Annotated in this window: 16 protein-coding genes; 11 read left to right on the top strand and 5 right to left on the bottom strand. The window is 69.5% G+C overall.

Going from position 1 to position 16,044, the window contains the following annotated elements; all coding sequences use genetic code 11:
• Positions 1-115: 115 nt before the first annotated feature.
• Positions 116-316, bottom strand: a complete 201-nt coding sequence (locus CIW48_RS19700) for a hypothetical protein (protein WP_091781813.1) — start codon at positions 314-316, stop codon at positions 116-118.
• A 105-nt stretch (positions 317-421) separates the two neighbouring features.
• Between CIW48_RS19700 and CIW48_RS19695 the strand changes: the two genes are divergently transcribed.
• From CIW48_RS19695 to CIW48_RS19685, 3 genes are all read left to right on the top strand, one after another.
• A complete protein-coding gene (locus CIW48_RS19695) occupies positions 422-664 on the top strand; it encodes a hypothetical protein (RefSeq protein ID WP_091781810.1) in 243 nt (80 codons plus the stop codon).
• Between the two features lie 35 nt (positions 665-699).
• Positions 700-915, top strand: a complete 216-nt coding sequence (locus CIW48_RS19690; RefSeq protein WP_091781807.1) for a hypothetical protein — start codon at positions 700-702, stop codon at positions 913-915.
• Positions 916-996: 81 nt separating this feature from the next.
• A complete protein-coding gene (locus tag CIW48_RS19685) occupies positions 997-2,277 on the top strand; it encodes an O-acetylhomoserine aminocarboxypropyltransferase (RefSeq protein ID WP_149312279.1) in 1,281 nt (426 codons plus the stop codon).
• Between the two features lie 152 nt (positions 2,278-2,429).
• Here the strand turns inward: CIW48_RS19685 and CIW48_RS19680 are convergent, their stop codons facing one another.
• Positions 2,430-4,217, bottom strand: coding sequence for an acyl-CoA dehydrogenase C-terminal domain-containing protein (locus CIW48_RS19680; protein ID WP_149312278.1), 1,788 nt, complete (start codon positions 4,215-4,217; stop codon positions 2,430-2,432).
• A gap of 300 nt (positions 4,218-4,517) precedes the next feature.
• Here CIW48_RS19680 and CIW48_RS19675 point away from each other — a divergent pair, with 300 nt between their 5' ends.
• Positions 4,518-7,754 carry a tetratricopeptide repeat protein gene (locus CIW48_RS19675; RefSeq protein ID WP_149312277.1) on the top strand — a complete coding sequence of 1,079 codons (3,237 nt, stop codon included), beginning with the start codon at positions 4,518-4,520 and terminating at the stop codon, positions 7,752-7,754.
• A gap of 138 nt (positions 7,755-7,892) precedes the next feature.
• On the top strand, positions 7,893-8,330 hold the full coding sequence (locus CIW48_RS19670; RefSeq protein ID WP_149312276.1) for a DUF3429 domain-containing protein: 438 nt from the start codon (positions 7,893-7,895) through the stop codon (positions 8,328-8,330).
• Positions 8,331-8,369: 39 nt separating this feature from the next.
• Here the strand turns inward: CIW48_RS19670 and CIW48_RS19665 are convergent, their stop codons facing one another.
• A complete protein-coding gene (locus CIW48_RS19665) occupies positions 8,370-8,594 on the bottom strand; it encodes a hypothetical protein (protein ID WP_149312275.1) in 225 nt (74 codons plus the stop codon).
• Between the two features lie 742 nt (positions 8,595-9,336).
• On the opposite strand from CIW48_RS19665, the gene CIW48_RS19655 reads away from it, so the two are divergent.
• Positions 9,337-9,516 carry a hypothetical protein gene (locus CIW48_RS19655; protein WP_149312274.1) on the top strand — a complete coding sequence of 60 codons (180 nt, stop codon included), beginning with the start codon at positions 9,337-9,339 and terminating at the stop codon, positions 9,514-9,516.
• An 82-nt stretch (positions 9,517-9,598) separates the two neighbouring features.
• Here the strand turns inward: CIW48_RS19655 and CIW48_RS19650 are convergent, their stop codons facing one another.
• Positions 9,599-10,813, bottom strand: coding sequence for an NADP-dependent isocitrate dehydrogenase (locus CIW48_RS19650; protein ID WP_149312273.1), 1,215 nt, complete (start codon positions 10,811-10,813; stop codon positions 9,599-9,601).
• A gap of 206 nt (positions 10,814-11,019) precedes the next feature.
• Between CIW48_RS19650 and CIW48_RS19645 the strand changes: the two genes are divergently transcribed.
• Positions 11,020-11,805 carry an RNA methyltransferase gene (locus CIW48_RS19645; RefSeq protein WP_149312272.1) on the top strand — a complete coding sequence of 262 codons (786 nt, stop codon included), beginning with the start codon at positions 11,020-11,022 and terminating at the stop codon, positions 11,803-11,805.
• On the opposite strand, the gene CIW48_RS19640 is transcribed toward CIW48_RS19645, so the two are convergent.
• Positions 11,806-11,991, bottom strand: coding sequence for a hypothetical protein (locus tag CIW48_RS19640; protein WP_149312271.1), 186 nt, complete (start codon positions 11,989-11,991; stop codon positions 11,806-11,808).
• A 127-nt stretch (positions 11,992-12,118) separates the two neighbouring features.
• Between CIW48_RS19640 and ccmA the strand changes: the two genes are divergently transcribed.
• The 4 genes from ccmA (at position 12,119) to dnaA (ending at position 15,984) form a co-directional block, all read left to right on the top strand.
• The gene (gene ccmA, locus CIW48_RS19635; RefSeq protein WP_149312270.1) at positions 12,119-12,757 is read left to right on the top strand and encodes a heme ABC exporter ATP-binding protein CcmA; all 639 of its coding nucleotides are present in this window, start codon (positions 12,119-12,121) and stop codon (positions 12,755-12,757) included.
• A complete protein-coding gene (gene ccmB, locus CIW48_RS19630; protein ID WP_173009318.1) occupies positions 12,757-13,422 on the top strand; it encodes a heme exporter protein CcmB in 666 nt (221 codons plus the stop codon). Before ccmA ends, ccmB begins: the two co-directional genes overlap by 1 nt.
• A gap of 312 nt (positions 13,423-13,734) precedes the next feature.
• The gene (gene rpsT / locus CIW48_RS19625) at positions 13,735-14,001 is read left to right on the top strand and encodes a 30S ribosomal protein S20 (RefSeq protein ID WP_007561677.1); all 267 of its coding nucleotides are present in this window, start codon (positions 13,735-13,737) and stop codon (positions 13,999-14,001) included.
• 489 nt (positions 14,002-14,490) lie between these two features.
• Entirely contained in the window at positions 14,491-15,984 is a 1,494-nt protein-coding gene (gene dnaA / locus CIW48_RS19620; protein ID WP_149312268.1) for a chromosomal replication initiator protein DnaA, read from the top strand.
• Positions 15,985-16,044 lie beyond the last annotated feature (60 nt).

The following is a 16,044-nucleotide window of genomic DNA, read 5'->3' as shown; positions in this document are numbered from 1 at the left end:
CCGGTCAGAGCGTGACGGAGCCTTGCGCAGGGCGTCGGGGTCGGGCGCAGCGCAGCGCCTCCGGCTGCCACCGCTTCCGCAAGGCGGACTCGACGGCGTCCCAGCCAGGCCGAGCTTAGGGAGCCTTTCCGTCGCTGAAAAGCTCGCGCATCCAGCATTCACCGGAAATGCGCGCGCCGTTCTGCGTTACGAACGCGTAGGGAGAGTGCTCCACCACCGCCCCGCCGCGATTGCGGATGATCCAGCGGAAACATCGGGGATCGTTCAGGCACGGAACGATCTCGACCGTATGGGAGCGCAATGTTTCGATCGACATGTCCCGTTAACGTCCGAGCGTGGAAATCCGCTCCACGGGCCGTGCGTGAAGGGTTACGGAGTCGTATGAGCGCGGGCGCGCTTTGCGCCTTTCCAAGGATGCCGCATGCCGATCAAGGCCCTCAACGACCGTAAGAAGCTGTCGAGCGACTTCAACGAGGCGAATGACGCCTTCATCGACGAGGTGCTGAGCGCATTCCAGGCCGGCCGAATTCCTGCCGATCTCGCCCGCGCCTATCTCGCGCATCCCGTCGCGATGATGCACACGGACGGGGCGCAGGCCGTGGCCAACTATTTCGAGCGCATGCTGGCCCAGCGGCCGAACATCGACTGGACGCCGGGCGGTTGATTGAGGCACCGGGAGCCAATGGAGAGGGAGCGCGGATGACCGTTGACGAGATCGAGGACCTGAACCGGGCCCGTGCCGCCCTGGCACGGCAGAGGAACGCCATCGCGCGGCGGTTGGGTGGCCTCGACGTGGCGCCGATCTCCATGGCCGAGGACCTGACCCGGACTCTGCTCGCCATTGAGGCGGTGGACCGCGCACTGGTCGATGCGGGCCAGCCGCATATCGATCTCTGCCATCAGCCGGAGGCGTAGCCCCGCCGTCGTGCCGCAGGACGTCTTGCGCCGAACTCCCGGGCGGGCGTACAGGCTCGGGTGCTCTGAGGAGACCCGACGATGTCCGACCGCCTGCCCGGCTTCAACACGCTGGCGATCCACGCGGGCGCCGCCCCCGACGCAGCCACGGGCGCGCGGGCCACGCCGATCTACCAGACCACCAGCTTCGTGTTCGACGACGTCGACCACGCCGCGTCGCTGTTCGGGCTCCAGGCCTTCGGCAACATCTACACGCGGATCACCAACCCGACGAACGCCGTGCTGGAGGAGCGCATCGCCGCGCTCGAAGGCGGAACCGCCGCCCTTGCGGTCGCCTCCGGCCACGCGGCCGAGTTCCTGACCATGCACGCCCTGATGCAGCCGGGCGACGAGTTCGTGGCCTCGAACAAGCTCTACGGCGGCTCGATCAACCAGTTCAATCACTCATACAAGAATTTCGGCTGGTCGGTGGCCTGGGCCGACAACGACGATCCCGCCTCCTTCGAGGCGGCGATCACGCCGCGCACCAAGGCGATCTTCTGCGAATCGATCGCCAATCCCGGCGGCGTCATCACCGACCTGGCGGCCCTCTCGCAGATTGCCAAGAAGCACAACATCCCGCTCGTCGTCGACAACACCATGGCGACGCCGTACCTGATCCGGCCCTTCGAGCACGGCGCCGACATCGTGGTGCACTCGGCCACCAAGTTCCTCGGCGGTCACGGCAACTCGATCGGTGGCCTGATCGTCGACGGCGGCTCGTTCCAGTGGGCCGGCGACGCACGCTACCCGATGATGAGCCAGCCGCGGCCGGAATATTCCGGCATGGTGCTGGCCGAGACCTTCGGTAATTTCGGCTTCGCCATCGCCTGCCGGGTGCTGGGTCTGCGCGACCTCGGGCCGGCGCTGTCGCCGTTCAACGCCTTCCTGATCCTCAACGGTATCGAGACGCTGCCGCTGCGCATGCAGCGCCATTCCGACAACGCGCTGACGGTGGCCACCCACCTGTCCCGGCACGAATCCGTATCGTGGGTCAGTTATCCGGGCCTCGAGACCGACCGGTACCACGCGCTGGCCAAGCGCTACACGCCGAACGGCGCCGGTGCCGTGTTCACCTTCGGTCTGAAGGGCGGCTACGAGGCGGGCGTGAAGCTCGTCTCGAACCTCCAGCTGTTCTCGCACCTCGCCAATATCGGCGACACCCGCTCGCTGATCATCCACCCGGCCTCGACCACGCACCGCCAGCTCACCGACGCGCAGAAGACAGCCGCGGGCGCGGGACCGGAAGTGGTGCGTCTCTCGATCGGCCTGGAGGATCCGGCGGACCTGATCGAGGATCTCGACGCCGCGCTCGCCGGCTGACGGATTTTCGCTCCGCCGTGCAATTCCGCCGTCATTGCGAGCGCAGCGAAGCGACCCAGGGTATCGCGCCCTGGATCAGCGTCGCGTTCTTGGATAGCTTCGCTTCATTCGCAAAGACGATGGCGCGGTGAGGACGTTGAACGGCAGCCCGCTCAGAAGGCCTCAGCCTCCAGCGCCATGGTGCTCTCGGCCCCGGCCTTGATGCGGGTCAGGCGGAGGGCGGTCTCCGGCAGCATCCGCTCCATGAAGAACCTGCCACTCGTCAGCTTCGACTCCCAGCGGGGGGAGGGCGCCTCGGCGTGCTTCGCCAGCGCCGCCTTCGCGATCCGCGCCCACATGTAGCCCAGGGCCACGAGGCCGAAGAGGTGCATGAAATCGGTGGCGCCGGCCCCGGCGTTGTCGGGCTTGCTGAAGGCGTTCTGCATCAGCCACATCACGGCCCCCTGGAGATCGTTCAGCCCGGTCTGGAGCGGCTTGGTGAACGCCGCCATGGCCGGATCCTCGCCGTTGTCCTTCAGGAAGGTCTGGACCTCGCCCAGGAAGGTCATCATCGCCCGACCGCCGTCCTTCGGCAGCTTGCGGCCGATCAGGTCCATGGCCTGGATGCCGTTGGCGCCCTCGTAGATCATGGCGATGCGGGCATCGCGCACGAACTGCGACATGCCCCATTCCTCGATGTAGCCGTGGCCGCCGAGCAGTTGCTGCGCCTCGACCGCGTTGGCGAAGCCCTTGTCGGTGAGCACGCCCTTCACCACCGGCGTGAGGAGGCCGAGATGGTCGTCCGCCGTCTGGCGCTCCTTCGCGTCCTCCGAGCGGTGCAGGATGTCGGCCTGGAGCGCGGTCCAGAGCATCAGGGCGCGGGCTGCCTCGTTGAAGGCGCGAATCTGCAACAGCGTGCGCCGTACGTCCGGATGGACGATGATCGGGTCGGCGGCCTTGTCGGGCGCCTTAGCGCCGGTCAGAGCCCGGCCCTGCAGGCGGTCCTTCGCGTAGGCGGCGGCGTTCTGGTAGGCGACCTCGGACTGGCCGAGCCCCTGGACGCCTACGGCGAGCCGTGCCTCGTTCATCATCACGAACATGGCGTTGAGGCCGCGATTCTCCTGGCCCACGAGCCAGCCCGTCGCCCCGTCGTAGTTCATCACGCAGGTCGCGTTGCCGTGGATGCCCATCTTGTGCTCGAGGGAGCCGCAGGACACGCCGTTGCGCGCGCCGAGGGAGCCGTCGGCATTCACCAGAACCTTCGGCACCACGAAGAGCGAGATGCCCTTGGTGCCCGCGGGCGCGCCCTCGATCCGCGCCAGGACGAGATGAACGATGTTGGCGGCGAGGTCGTGCTCGCCGGCCGAGATGAAGATCTTGGTGCCGGTGATGCCGTAGGAGCCGTCGCCGTTCGGCACGGCCCTGGTCTTGAGCAGCCCGAGATCCGTGCCGCAATGCGGCTCGGTGAGGTTCATGGTGCCGGTCCAGGCGCCCTCGACCATCTTGGGCAGGTAGAGCGCCTTCTGCTCCTCCGTGCCGTGGACCAGCAGCGCCGCCATCGCGCCCTGCGTCAGGCCGGGATACATGCCGAAGGCGAGGTTCGCGCCCGAGGCGAATTCCTGGATCGCCGTGTTCAGCGTATGGGGCAGGCCCTGGCCGCCATAGGCCTCAGGCACCGACAGGCCCATCCAGCCGCCGCCGGCATAGGTGTCGTAGGCAGCCTTGAAGCCGGTGGGCGTACGCACCGAACCGTCGGCCTCCCGCCGGCAGCCCTCGATATCGCCCGTCCGGTTGAGCGGAGCGAGAACCTCCTCGGCGAGCTTCGCGCCCTCGCGCAGAACCGCCTCGACCACGTCGGGCGAGGCGTCGGCGAACCCGGCCAGATTGTCTCGGGCATGGAATCCGAGGACATCGGTGAGCAAGAACAGCGTGTCCTCAACCGGAGCGCGATACTGCGGCATCTCTGGCTTCCCCCGTGTTGCGCGGGCCTCTCGGATCGGCCCGCTGCGTTGGCTGCATGTAAACGCGACGCTGCCTCCGGAGCAACGGCTCCGCCCTGCGAGCACGCGACACGCCCGGGTGTTTCACGCCGCGCCTCGGCCGCAGCCATTACCGCGGCAACCGAACCTTAACTTCGTGTTTACCAAGAAAGTTAATGGTCACGCTCGAACGATCCGACGCGTGCGTTCGCGGATACCGAATTCCGGTGCCGCTCTGCGCCGAGGACGCGGACGCCGAACGCTGCCGACGACAGGCCACCGATGACCCGCAACGCGATGCCGCAGCTCGACAGTTTCGATCCCGAGGTGCTCGATGCGGCCCGTGACGTGGCGGCGCGGGCGGGCGTTCCGCTCGAGACCTGGATCGCGTCGGTGATGCCGCAGCAGCAATCGGCCGCCCCGGGGAATCGCCGGCATCGCCGTCGCCACCGCGCCGAGCAGCTCGCCCACGGCGGTGCCCGGCTCGAATCCACGGCCGAGCGCTCTGCGCCGGTGACCTCGGGATCCGACCATCCGGCGCATGCCCCCGCACCGCGCGCCGACGGTTACGGCCAGGGCATCGCCGCGCTGATGGACCGCCTGGACGGTCTCGACCGCGCCCTCGACCACGAGCGGCGCGCCGCGCAGGAGGCCGAGGCGCGGCGGCTCGCGGAGATCGAGGCGCGGATCGAGCGGGCCCTGAAGGCCGCCCCCGTCCAGCAGGTGACCGAGCGGCTCGGCGATATCGAGCGCCGCATGTCCCAGCTCGGCGATCAGGTCGCCGCGACACGCCAGCCCGGCCGCCGCGCGCGCCCCGCCGCCGCCGATATCCGCAGCGCGGTCCAGGATATCCGTCAGCGCCAGCGCGAGTTGGCGGAAGCCGGCGAGCCGGGAGCCGGCGCGGTGTCGGCCGACGGCGGCGTCGTCGCCAGCATGCGCCTGGATCTCGCCCGCCGCCTCGAGGCGCGCATCGAGGAGGGCGTCGCGCCATCGACCGCCCTGATCGAGCTTCAGCAGGAGACCACGCGGCTGCGCGAGGCGATCAATCAGCTGGCGACGAGCCGGGACATCGGCGCCCTTGAGCAGGCCGTCGTCTCCCTGGCGAGCGGCATCGAGCGGGCGCAGGCTGGCACCGATCTCACCGCCATCGCGGTCCCGATCGAGCAGGTCCGGGCCCAGGTCGAGCGCTTGGCCGAGGAGGTGGCGGAGAACGTCCACAGCCGCGTCGCCGAGGATGTCCGCCGCCTGGCCGAGCGCCTCGACTCGGCGGCGGCGACGCGCGCCGCCGATGCGGACGATCACACCCTCGCCGGTCTGTTCGCCGAGCTCGAGGAGATCCGCCGCCAGATCGGCGCGCTCGCCGGCCCGGAGCGGATCCAGGGCCTCGCGCAGAGCCTCCAGGCGGTGAGCGCGCAGATTGCGCAGCTTCAGCGAATGGGTGCCGGTCCGGACCTGAGGCCGATCCTCGAGGAGATCCGCAGCGACGTGAAGATCGCTGCGCCCGCCGCGCTGGCGGAGCAGATCCAGTCGCTCGCCGAGAAGGTCGACGTGCTCTGCGCGCGCGACGACTGGTCCGAGCGTGCGGGCGACGCGAACATCGCCCGTTCGGGCGACATGGCCTCCATTCACGCCATGCTGCGCAGCCTCGCCGAGAAGGTCGACCAAGTCGGCACCCGGTCCGAGCACGAAGGCCTCGACGCCCTGGAGCGGCAGGTCGTCTCGCTGGCGGGCCGCCTCGACGCCCCGCACAGCGCCGATCCGGCCCTGGCCGGTCTGGAGCGCACCATGGGCGACCTGCTGCGGCAGGTGACGGCGCTCCGGGACTCGGCGCCGAGCGAGGCCGTCGTGGAGCGCGCCGCGCGCAACGCGGTGGCCCAGACCCTTCAGAATTCCGGCCTCGGCACGGCCGAATCCGGCGAGATCGGTCTGCTGCGCGCCAGCTTGGCGGACATGCAGGCCCGTCAGGTCGCGTCCGATCAGCGGCTCGGCGCGACCCTCGACGGGGTTCAGTCGGCCCTCGAGCGCCTCCTCGTCCGGCTCGGTCCAGCCGAGGCCGCTTCGGCGCGGGCTCCGTCCCTCGACGAGCGCCTGATGTCGTCGACGAGCCAGGAGGTGCCCATCGTCTCCGCCGGACCGCGCGCCAAGCCGCGGCGCGACGGCGTCGAAGCTGCGCGCCTCGACGACCTGCTGGAGCCCGGCAGCGGCCGCCCGACGCGCGAGCCGCGCACGGCCCGGGAGCCGGCCGGCCGCCGGCCGGTGCAGGAGCGGCCCGGCGACGTCGCCGCCGCACGGAGCGCGGCCGAGCCCAAGTCCGAGAACGACATCAAGACCAGCTTCATCGCCGCCGCACGCCGCGCTGCCCAGGCGGCGCAGGCTGAACTCGCCGCCGAAGCACCGGCGGAGCGCCGGGAGGCGCGGGGGGATCGGGTCGCGGCGGTTCCAGGGGCGACGAGCGGGCGCCTCGGTCGGCTGCGCGCTGAGATCGATCGCCGCCGCCGGCCGCTGCTGCTCGGACTCGCCGCCATCGTGCTGGCATTGGGCGCGCTCCAGGCGATCACTATGCACAGCGCGGACGAGCCGCGGCCGGCGACCCCGACGAGCCAGAGTGCGCCATCCCGCGACGATGCGGCCGATGTCCAGAAGGCAGCCCCGAAGGAGGCGGCCAAGGATGTCACGGAGGCGAAGCCGACCGTGACCGATCCGACCACGACGCAGGCCCTGCCCAATCCCACGCCCGCGGAGGTCCGTTCCGACGCCAAGCCGGCAGTGCCGCAGGTCTCCGGGATGAACAGCCTGCAGGCCGATCTCGGCAACCTGCCTCCGGCTCTGGCCAAGGTGAAGCTCGCCGCGCTGGACGGCGACGGCACCGCGATCTGGGATCTCGCCACCCGGGAGGCCGACGGCCGCGGCATGCCGCGCGACCTCTCGGTCGCGGCCAAGCTCTACGAGAAGCTCGCCTCTGCCGGCTACGCTCCGGCCCAGTACAAGCTCGCGGGCCATTACGAGAAGGGTTCGGGCCTCGTTCGCGACCTCGACAAGGCGAAGCTGTGGTACGGCCGGGCCGCCGAGCAGGGTCATGCCCGCTCCATGCACAATCTTGCGGTGCTCTATGCCGAGAACCCCGGCGCGAACGGCAAGCCGGACTTCGCGTCCGCGGCTTCGTGGTTCCGCCAGGGCGCCGAGTTCGGCGTCCGTGACAGCCAGTACAATCTCGGCGTCCTCTACGCGCGCGGCCTCGGCCTGACGCAGGATCTCGTTCAGTCCTACGCATGGTTCTCGGCCGCCGCGAGCCAGGGCGATGACGATGCCGGGAAGAAGCGCGACGACGTGGCCAACAAGCTGAGCCCCGCCGATCTCGCCAGCGCCAAGAGCCTCGCGGCGAACTTCAAGCCGCGAAAGATTGACGCGGCGGTCAACGAGCCGCCCGCGCCGAAGGCCCCCGTCACTGCCCCGATGTCCCTGCTCGGCGCGCCGCTGCCCAGCGCCGTGCCGGCCGCCGCGCCGCCGCGTCGGGGCTGAGACCAGGCCGGGACTTGGGCCCACCGCGGCTTCGACCTTGACCACCGTGCGGCGATGCGGGAACGCTGCGGCATGGCGGCGTCGGACCGGGGGTCGGATCGCGTGGGTCGCCAACGCTTGCCGACGCCCGGAGGATGGATGGCGCACCGGAACTCTGTCCCGCTCAGCGCCGTGGTACTCGGCGTTGCCGGGCTCATTCCCTTCCTCGGCTTCGCGGCCCTGGCCGTCTCGGGTACCGATGGCGGCCTGAGCAGCATCGGCCTGTCGCCGCGCACCATCCTGTCGGCCTATGGAGCCGTGATCGCCTCGTTCCTGGGCGGGATCCGCTGGGGTGCCGCTGCGGCGCGCAACGGCGGCAATGGCGATTATCTCGTGGCCATTGTCCCATCCCTGGTGGCCTGGACCGCGATGGCGGCGCCCGCACCGTGGGATCTGCGCATCCTCGGCGGTCTGGTGCTCGCCTGGGGGCTGATCGATCAGGATCTGCCCCGTCGCGGCCTCGCGCCGCTCTGGCTCGGTCGTCTGCGCCTGGTCCTCTCGGGCGTTGCCGGGGCTGCGCTGCTCGTGGCGGCCTGAGGCCGGGCGCTGAACCCTGCGGGGGTCGTGCGCAAGCCGTCAGGATTCGCGGGTCATCTCCCGCAGGAGGTTCAGCACGGCGTTGCGGCGCGCCGGCGACTTGAGCGCCCGGAACAGCGCGGTGACCTCCGCGCATTCGCGGTCAGTCTGATCCGCTTCCGCGAGCCGATCCGTCTGCAGGAAATAGGTCGGACCGACATTCAGAGTGGCTGCGATCCGTTCCAGCAGCCAGCGTGTCGTGGGCGGAGTCACGTCGTCTGTCATGCCGCTGAAACTCGCACTCCACCCCCTGGACCATGTCGAACGGCGGAGCTTTCCGGCGCGACCCTAGCCTTTCAGCGTCCGCGATTCCATCCTCAGGTTGCGCTCGACACATCATTTGTCGCAATGCGTGCATCAGTTTCGTGATCGGGCATGCCGCATTCGAAGCACCTGGACCGGACCTTCAGCGTGATGCGCGATCTGGAGCGTGCCGCCTCGCCCGTCGAGATCGCGCACCCGCTTGCCGGCGCCTTCGCCCGCTACGGGGGTCTTGTACATCATGGCCGGGATCGTCGCGGAACCCGCCCTTCCGGCGCGGCGGCACGCCGGCTTCGTGCTGGCGAACACCATGCCGGAGGGATGGGGCCGCCGGTCTGTGACGCAGGGCTATGCCCGCCATGACCCGCCGGCTCTGCACCAGCGCGACGCCGTTCGACTGGAGCGCCGTGGCGCAGGCGCTCCGGGCCGGACCGACAACTTAGTTAGAGACGGCAGGGGGGCAGAACAGCCCGTCCGCGCGCGGCGATCGCAACGGCTCGCATCGCGGCAAGTGCCTGTCGTCATGGAGGCTTACCGGCCGGAACCCTGCGGTTTCTCGCAGTATCCGGGCCCTCGCGGAACGAAGACAATCCACGCCTTGTCAACGTGAGGTTTCTTCGTGATCCAAATCGGCACCCCCGCCAACGCGGATCGCTACGCCACGCTCGGTCCTGATCTCCGAACCCGCTTACCAGGTGGCCTGACCATGATCTTCGACCGCGAGGACAGCGCGCTGGACGCGCTCGCCGCGCGGTGCCTGCGGCTCCGCGAGCTCATCGACACGGTCGGCGATCTGCTGACGCGGGCCGCCATCGATCTCCTGCTTCTCGATGTCGACGAGGCCCTGGCGGCGACGTGTCCGCAGGAGCGCGCAAGCGGCGCGTGAGGCGGCCGCCGGCGGAACGCGGATACAAAAACGGCGGGCGCCCCGAAGGACACCCGCCGCGTTTCGCGCCGGTGCAGGAGCCTCAGGCGCCCATCGCCGTCTTCAGGTTCTGATCGACCTTGTCGAGGAAGCCGGTGGTCGAGAGCCACTTCTGGTCCGGCCCGACGAGGAGCGCGAGGTCCTTGGTCATGAAGCCGGCCTCGACCGTGTCGACGCAGACCTTCTCAAGAGTCGCGGAGAACTTCGCGAGATCGTCGTTGCCGTCGAGCTTGGCGCGGTGCGACAGGCCACGGGTCCAGGCGAAGATCGACGCGATCGAGTTGGTCGAGGTCTCGCGGCCCTTCTGGTGCTCGCGGTAGTGGCGGGTGACGGTGCCGTGGGCGGCCTCGGCTTCGACAGTCTGTCCGTCCGGCGTCATCAGCACGGAGGTCATCAGGCCGAGCGAGCCGAAGCCCTGCGCGGCCGTGTCCGACTGCACGTCGCCGTCGTAGTTCTTGCAGGCCCAGACGTAGCCGCCCGACCACTTCAGGCACGAGGCGACCATGTCGTCGATCAGGCGGTGCTCGTAGGTGATCCCGAGCGGCTTGAACTTCGCCTCGAACTCCTCCTCGTAGACCTTCTGGAACAGGTCCTTGAACCGGCCGTCATAGGCCTTGAGGATGGTGTTCTTGGTCGACAGGTAGACCGGGTACTTGCGCGCCAGGCCGTAATTCAGCGACGCCCGGGCAAAGTCGATGATCGACTGGTCGAGGTTGTACATCGACATGGCGACGCCGGCCTCGGGGAACTTGAACACTTCCTTCTCGATGACCGTGCCGTCATCGCCCTCGAACTTGATGGTCAGGCGGCCCTTGCCGGGCACCTTGAAGTCGGTGGCGCGGTACTGGTCGCCGTAGGCATGGCGCCCGATCACAAAGGGCTGGGTCCAGCCGGGCACGAGGCGGGGTACGTTCTTGCAGATGATCGGCTCGCGGAAGATCACGCCGCCAAGGATGTTGCGGATCGTGCCGTTGGGCGAGCGCCACATCTCCTTGAGGCCGAATTCCTGCACCCGCTGCTCGTCGGGAGTGATGGTGGCGCACTTCACGCCGACGCCGTGGCGCTTGATCGCCTCGGCGGCGTCGACCGTCACCTTATCGTTGGTGGCGTCGCGGTGCTCGACGCCGAGGTCGTAGTACTCGAGGTCGACGTCGAGATAGGGGTGGATGAGCTTGTTCTTGATCTCGGCCCAGATGATCCGGGTCATCTCGTCGCCGTCGAGCTCGACGACGGGGTTCGCTACCTTGATCTTCGCCATGGACCGATGCCTTCCCGCGTTGTCCCCGCGCACGGCATGCAAGGGCCGTGCGGTCGTTGTCCCGGGAGCCGTGTCGGGCGCCCCGGGCCGGAATCGCCCCGCGACATAGCGCGGGCCATCCGGCGACGGAAGGCGCGCGCTGTCATCCGGGCGGCATCGTCACTCACCCCTCGACGGGCGCGGGTTCGTCATGCCAGACGGCCGCCATGACGAGCCGAGACGCACGGGGCGACACCCCCGAGGATGCCCCCAGGAAGGTCACCGAACTGCCGCCCGGGATCGCCCCCGCGGTGATCCTGGTGGAGCCGCAGCTTGCCGAGAATATCGGCATGACGGCCCGCGCCATGGCGAATTTCGGTCTGTCGGAGCTGCGCCTCGTCAACCCGAAGAACGGCTGGCCCAAGAAGGGCGTTCGCGAGGCGGCCTCCGGCGCGACGCACGTCCTGGACGGCGCTGTGATCTTCGACAGCGTCGCCGAGGCCATTGCGGATTGCCGGTACGTGCTGGCGACCACAGCGCGGGAGCGCGGGCAGATGAAGCGGGTCTTCGCGCCCGACGAGGCCATGGCCGAAGTCGTGGCCCGGGAGGGCCAGCGCACCGCGGTGATGTTCGGCCGTGAGCGGGTCGGACTCACCAACGACGAGGTGTCGCTCGCTGACGCGATCATCACCTTCCCGGTTTCCCCGGATTTTCCCTCGCTCAACTTGGCGCAGGCGGTCCTGCTGGTCGGCTACACGTGGCGGCAGGCGAGCGGCCGGGCGCAGCTGCCCTTCACGGGCGAGCTGCTCTCGCCGCCGGCGACCCGCGAGGCGCTGGTTGCGCTGTTCGGGAGCCTGGAAGCCGCCCTCGGCGAGGCCGGCTTCTACCCGCCGGAAAAGAAGGAGATCATCGCCCGCAACATGCGCGACATGCTCCACCGCATGAGCCTGACCGAGCAGGACGTGCGGACGTTTCGCGGGGCGCTGCGGGCCCTGACGCGGAAGGGCGGCTGATCAGCCGGAGGCCGGCTTCACCTCCGGGGGCTTGCCGCCGCCGAAGCACCGGCCGACCGCCTCCCAGAACGCCGTCTGCTCCTCGGGGGTGCACTGCGCCATGCGCGCCTCGACCTTCGCGCGTCCGGCCACCGCGTCGGGCGTTGCGGCAACCTCGGTCTCGCTCGGGTTTCTCGCCTCGGCCATGGGCAATCCTCCGTTGCAGAACGAAAGCACAGCTGAGCCGTGCGGTTCCGTTCCGCGGCGCAATCAGGCATGGAGGCGGCGATTCGCGGAGCGGCCGCGCGGCGCCGGAACGAGGGCGGGGGATCGGGTGCGGCTCAGCGTGGACAATCTGGCCTGCCGCCGCTCCGGCCGCCGCATCTTCGCCAACCTGTCCTTCGCCCTCGGACCCGGCGATGCCCTGGCGGTGACCGGGCGGAACGGCGCGGGCAAGTCGAGCCTCCTCGCCATCCTGTCGGGCCGGCTGCGTCCCGATTCCGGTCGAATCACGGTCGGCGATGTCGGCGAAGCGAGCCTGACCGAATGCCTGCACGTGGTCGGCCATCGCGACGGGCTGAAGGGCTCCCTGACGGCGGGGGAGAATCTCCTGTTCGCGCAGCGGCTCTTGGGCGCGCCGCGGCTGGACCCGCGCGCCGCGCTGGAGCGGCTCGGCCTCGGCCACGCACACGACCTGCCGGTGGCCTATCTCTCGGCCGGCCAGCGGCGGCGCGTGGCCCTGGCGCGGCTCCTCGTCTGCGCACGGCCGCTCTGGCTCCTGGACGAGCCGACTGCCGCCCTCGACACGGCCTCGCAGGCGGTGCTCGCCGAGCTGATGGAGGGCCATCGGGTCGGCGGCGGCCTCGTGATCGCCGCCACCCACCAGTCGCTCGGCCTCGCCGGCGCGGCGGAGCTGCGCATCGAGAAGGCCGCCGCGGCACCGGTCGCGGACGTGCTGGAGGAATGGGTGTGATGCGCGCGGTCCTCGCCCTCATCGCCCGCGACCTGCGCCTCGCGGGCCGGGTCGGCGGCTCCGGCGCCCTGTCGCTGGTCTTCTTCCTGATGATCGTAGCGCTGGTGCCCTTCGCGCTTGGGCCCGATCTCAATCTGCTGTCGCGGATCGGCCCGGCAATCCTGTGGCTCGCCGCCGTGCTGGCGACGCTGATCGGCCTCGACCGCCTGTTCCAGGCCGACGAGGAGGACGGTTCCCTCGATCTGATGACTGCCGCGCCGGTGCCCCTCGAACTGGTGGTGCTCGGCAAGGTCGCGGCGCACTGGCTGACCACGGGGCTGCCGCTCGCCCTCGCCGCGCCGCTCTTCGGCCTGCTGGTGGCCCTCGACGGCACCGCGATGGGTGCGACGTCCCTGACGCTGCTGGCCGGCACGCCGGCTCTGAGCTTCATCGGCGCGGTGGGCGCGGCGCTGACCGCCTCGATTCGCCGGGGCGGCCTGATCCTGGCCGTGCTGGTCCTGCCGCTGATGATCCCGACGCTGATCTTCGGCGTCTCGGCCGCGCAGGCGGCGAGCGGCGGGACGGTGCCGTTCCTCGTGCCGCTGGCGGTGCTGGCGGCGCTGACGCTGATCGCCGCGGTGGTCGGGACGCTGGCGGCGGCGGCGGCGTTGCGCTGGCCCGAATAGTCGAAGCTCGCTGGCGTGAGCCGGCTAGCGCGCGTCGTTGTACCGGCTGTGCTGCCGTCTGCTTTCAGGATGACTACGGTCGGGCACGCCGAGTGCTTCCCAGGTCCTGGGCCGTGGCCGAAGCCCGCGATCCGGAATTGCCTCTGAGCGCGTTGACGCGCGGCGCCCCCCTCACTATACAAACCGCTTCGCCGAGGGGCCGCGCTTTCGCGCGCGCTGCGTCTCGGCCATCGCCAGACAACCTGACGCGACGACCGATTCCCGGCCCAGCCGGCCCGTCGGCATCGCCCGACGAGAAACACGAGGACGTACATGGCCAACACCGCTTCGGCCAAGAAGATGACCCGCAAGATCGCCAAGCGCACGGCGATCAACCGCTCGCGCCGCTCGCGCATGCGGACCTTCGTCCGCAAGGTCGAGGAGGCCATCGCCACCGGCAACCAGCAGGACGCGCTGGCCGCCCTCCGCGCCGCCGAGCCCGAGATGATGCGCGCCGCCCAGCACGGCATCGTTCATAAGAACAACGCCTCGCGGAAGGTCTCGCGCCTTGCCGCCCGGGTGAAGGCACTCGCTGCCTAAAACGTCACGCACCTCCAAGACGATTTCGAGCCCGGCCTTCGCGCCGGGCTTTTTCGTGCGCGTTGTCCTGGCTCGGGTGATCGCCCCCGGGTTCCGCGTCGCCGCGAACTGTTAACCCTATCCAAGAATCAACGCGATTGCGGAGTCCGGAAACCGCGTGTAGCTTAACAGAAACTGACCCTGGTCAAGCAAAACACGACGATTTCGGGACTCATACGAATCAATCTGATTCGCCAAGACTCTAGCGTCCGTGTTCTGCGCCTCCGGGAACACTTGCGAATGGGAATCCGCGCCGTCCCCACAAGTCCCACTGTTAAAGGAACCGTAGGTAATTGTTGATAGGCTCTCCCAATCGGCAAAAGTTCCTCGCGGTGGGGTTGACTCCGTCAAGAGGACTCTGTCCCGCCCGTTCTTGCGGGACGCTGAAGGCGTAATTCGTGCGTACGCGCGGCCTGCGGACTTCCGCGGGCAGCGTCGGGAGAGCCAGTGATGCGTGTCGACGGAACGGTGGCGAGCGAAGACGACGGGGGCCGCAGCGGCGGCAACGCGGATTACGGGTCCGCCTGGGCGCGGGTGAAGCGCCGGCTGAGGGCTGAGCTTGGCGAAGATGTGTTCGCGAGCTGGTTCGCCCGTCTGGAGCTGGAGGCTGTTGCCGGCGGAACGGCCCGACTGACGGTCCCGACCCGCTTCCTCAAGAGCTGGATCGAGTCGCACTATCTCGACCGCGTGCTCAACACGTTCAAGGCCGAGGTCGAGGAGATCGCGCGGATCGAGGTCGGCGTACGCGGGACCGGCGCCCCGGTCCGTCCGGTCGCCGCAGGCGTTTCGAAGCCCGGCCCGGCGAGCGGCCCGCTCGCCCGCCTCCACGCGACCAGCGCGCCGATGCCGGTCGCCGCGGTCTCGCCCACGTCCGAGGCGCGCAATGCCGAGGCCGGCGGCGATCTCAGCGGCACGCCGTTGGACGCGCGGCTGACCTTCGCGAGCTTCGTGATCGGGCGCTCAAACGCCCTGGCGCATGCAGCTGCCGAGCGCGTCGCCAATCACCAGGGGGAGGGCGCGCTCTACAACCCGCTCTACCTCCATGCCGGCGTCGGGCTGGGCAAGACCCACCTGCTGCACGGAATCGGCCACGCCGCTCGCGAAGCCGGGCGCCGGGTGATCTACCTGACCGCCGACCGGTTCATGTACGGCTTCGTCAACGCCCTGAAGACCCAATCGGCGCTGGCCTACAAGGAACGCCTGCGGGGCATCGACCTGCTGATCCTCGACGACGTCCAGTTCATCCAGGGCAAATCGATCCAGGCCGAGTTCGGCCACACGATCAACGCGCTGATCGATGCCGGCCGCCAGGTCGTGGTCGCCTCCGACCGGCCGCCGACGGAGCTCGAAGCGCTCGACGAGCGGGTGCGCTCGCGGCTCGGCGGCGGCCTCGTCGTCGAGATCACGGCGCTCGACGAGGCCCTGCGCGTCTCGATCCTGTCGGCGCGGCTTGCCGCGGTGCGGGCATCCCATCCGGGCTTCGATGTCTCGCCGCAGGTGGCGGCCTACGTGGCCCGTGCGATCACCGCCAACGGCCGCGACCTCGAAGGCGCGGTGAACCGCCTGCTGGCCCACGCCACGCTCACCGGCACCGCCGTGACGATGGAGACCGCCGAGAGCGCGATCCGCGACCTCGTGAAGAACCGCGAGCCGAAACGCATCAAGATCGAGGACATCCAGAAGCTGGTCGCCTCGCGCTACAACGTCTCGCGCTCGGACATCCTGTCGGAGCGGCGGACCGCCGCCGTGGTCAAGCCGCGTCAGATCGCCATGTACCTCTCGAAGGTGCTGACGCTGCGCTCGTTGCCGGAGATCGGCCGCCGGTTCGGTGGACGCGATCACACCACGGTGCTGCATGCCGTGCGCAAGATCGAGAAGCAGATCGGCGAAGATTCGGTGCTCGGTGATGAAGTCGAGCTGCTGAAGAGGATGCTCCAGGACTAGTCGAGCATCTTGATCTTCTGGAAGAACCTGCCCACGCCGGAGCAGGTTCGTTCCGGAAAG

Origin of the sequence: Methylobacterium sp. P1-11 (genome assembly GCF_008329595.1) — a bacterium.
In the GTDB taxonomy this organism is placed as follows: Bacteria; Pseudomonadota; Alphaproteobacteria; order Rhizobiales; family Beijerinckiaceae; genus Methylobacterium.
The sequence above is the reverse complement of the archived record's forward strand: the minus strand, read 5'-3'. Positions and strand labels throughout refer to the sequence as shown.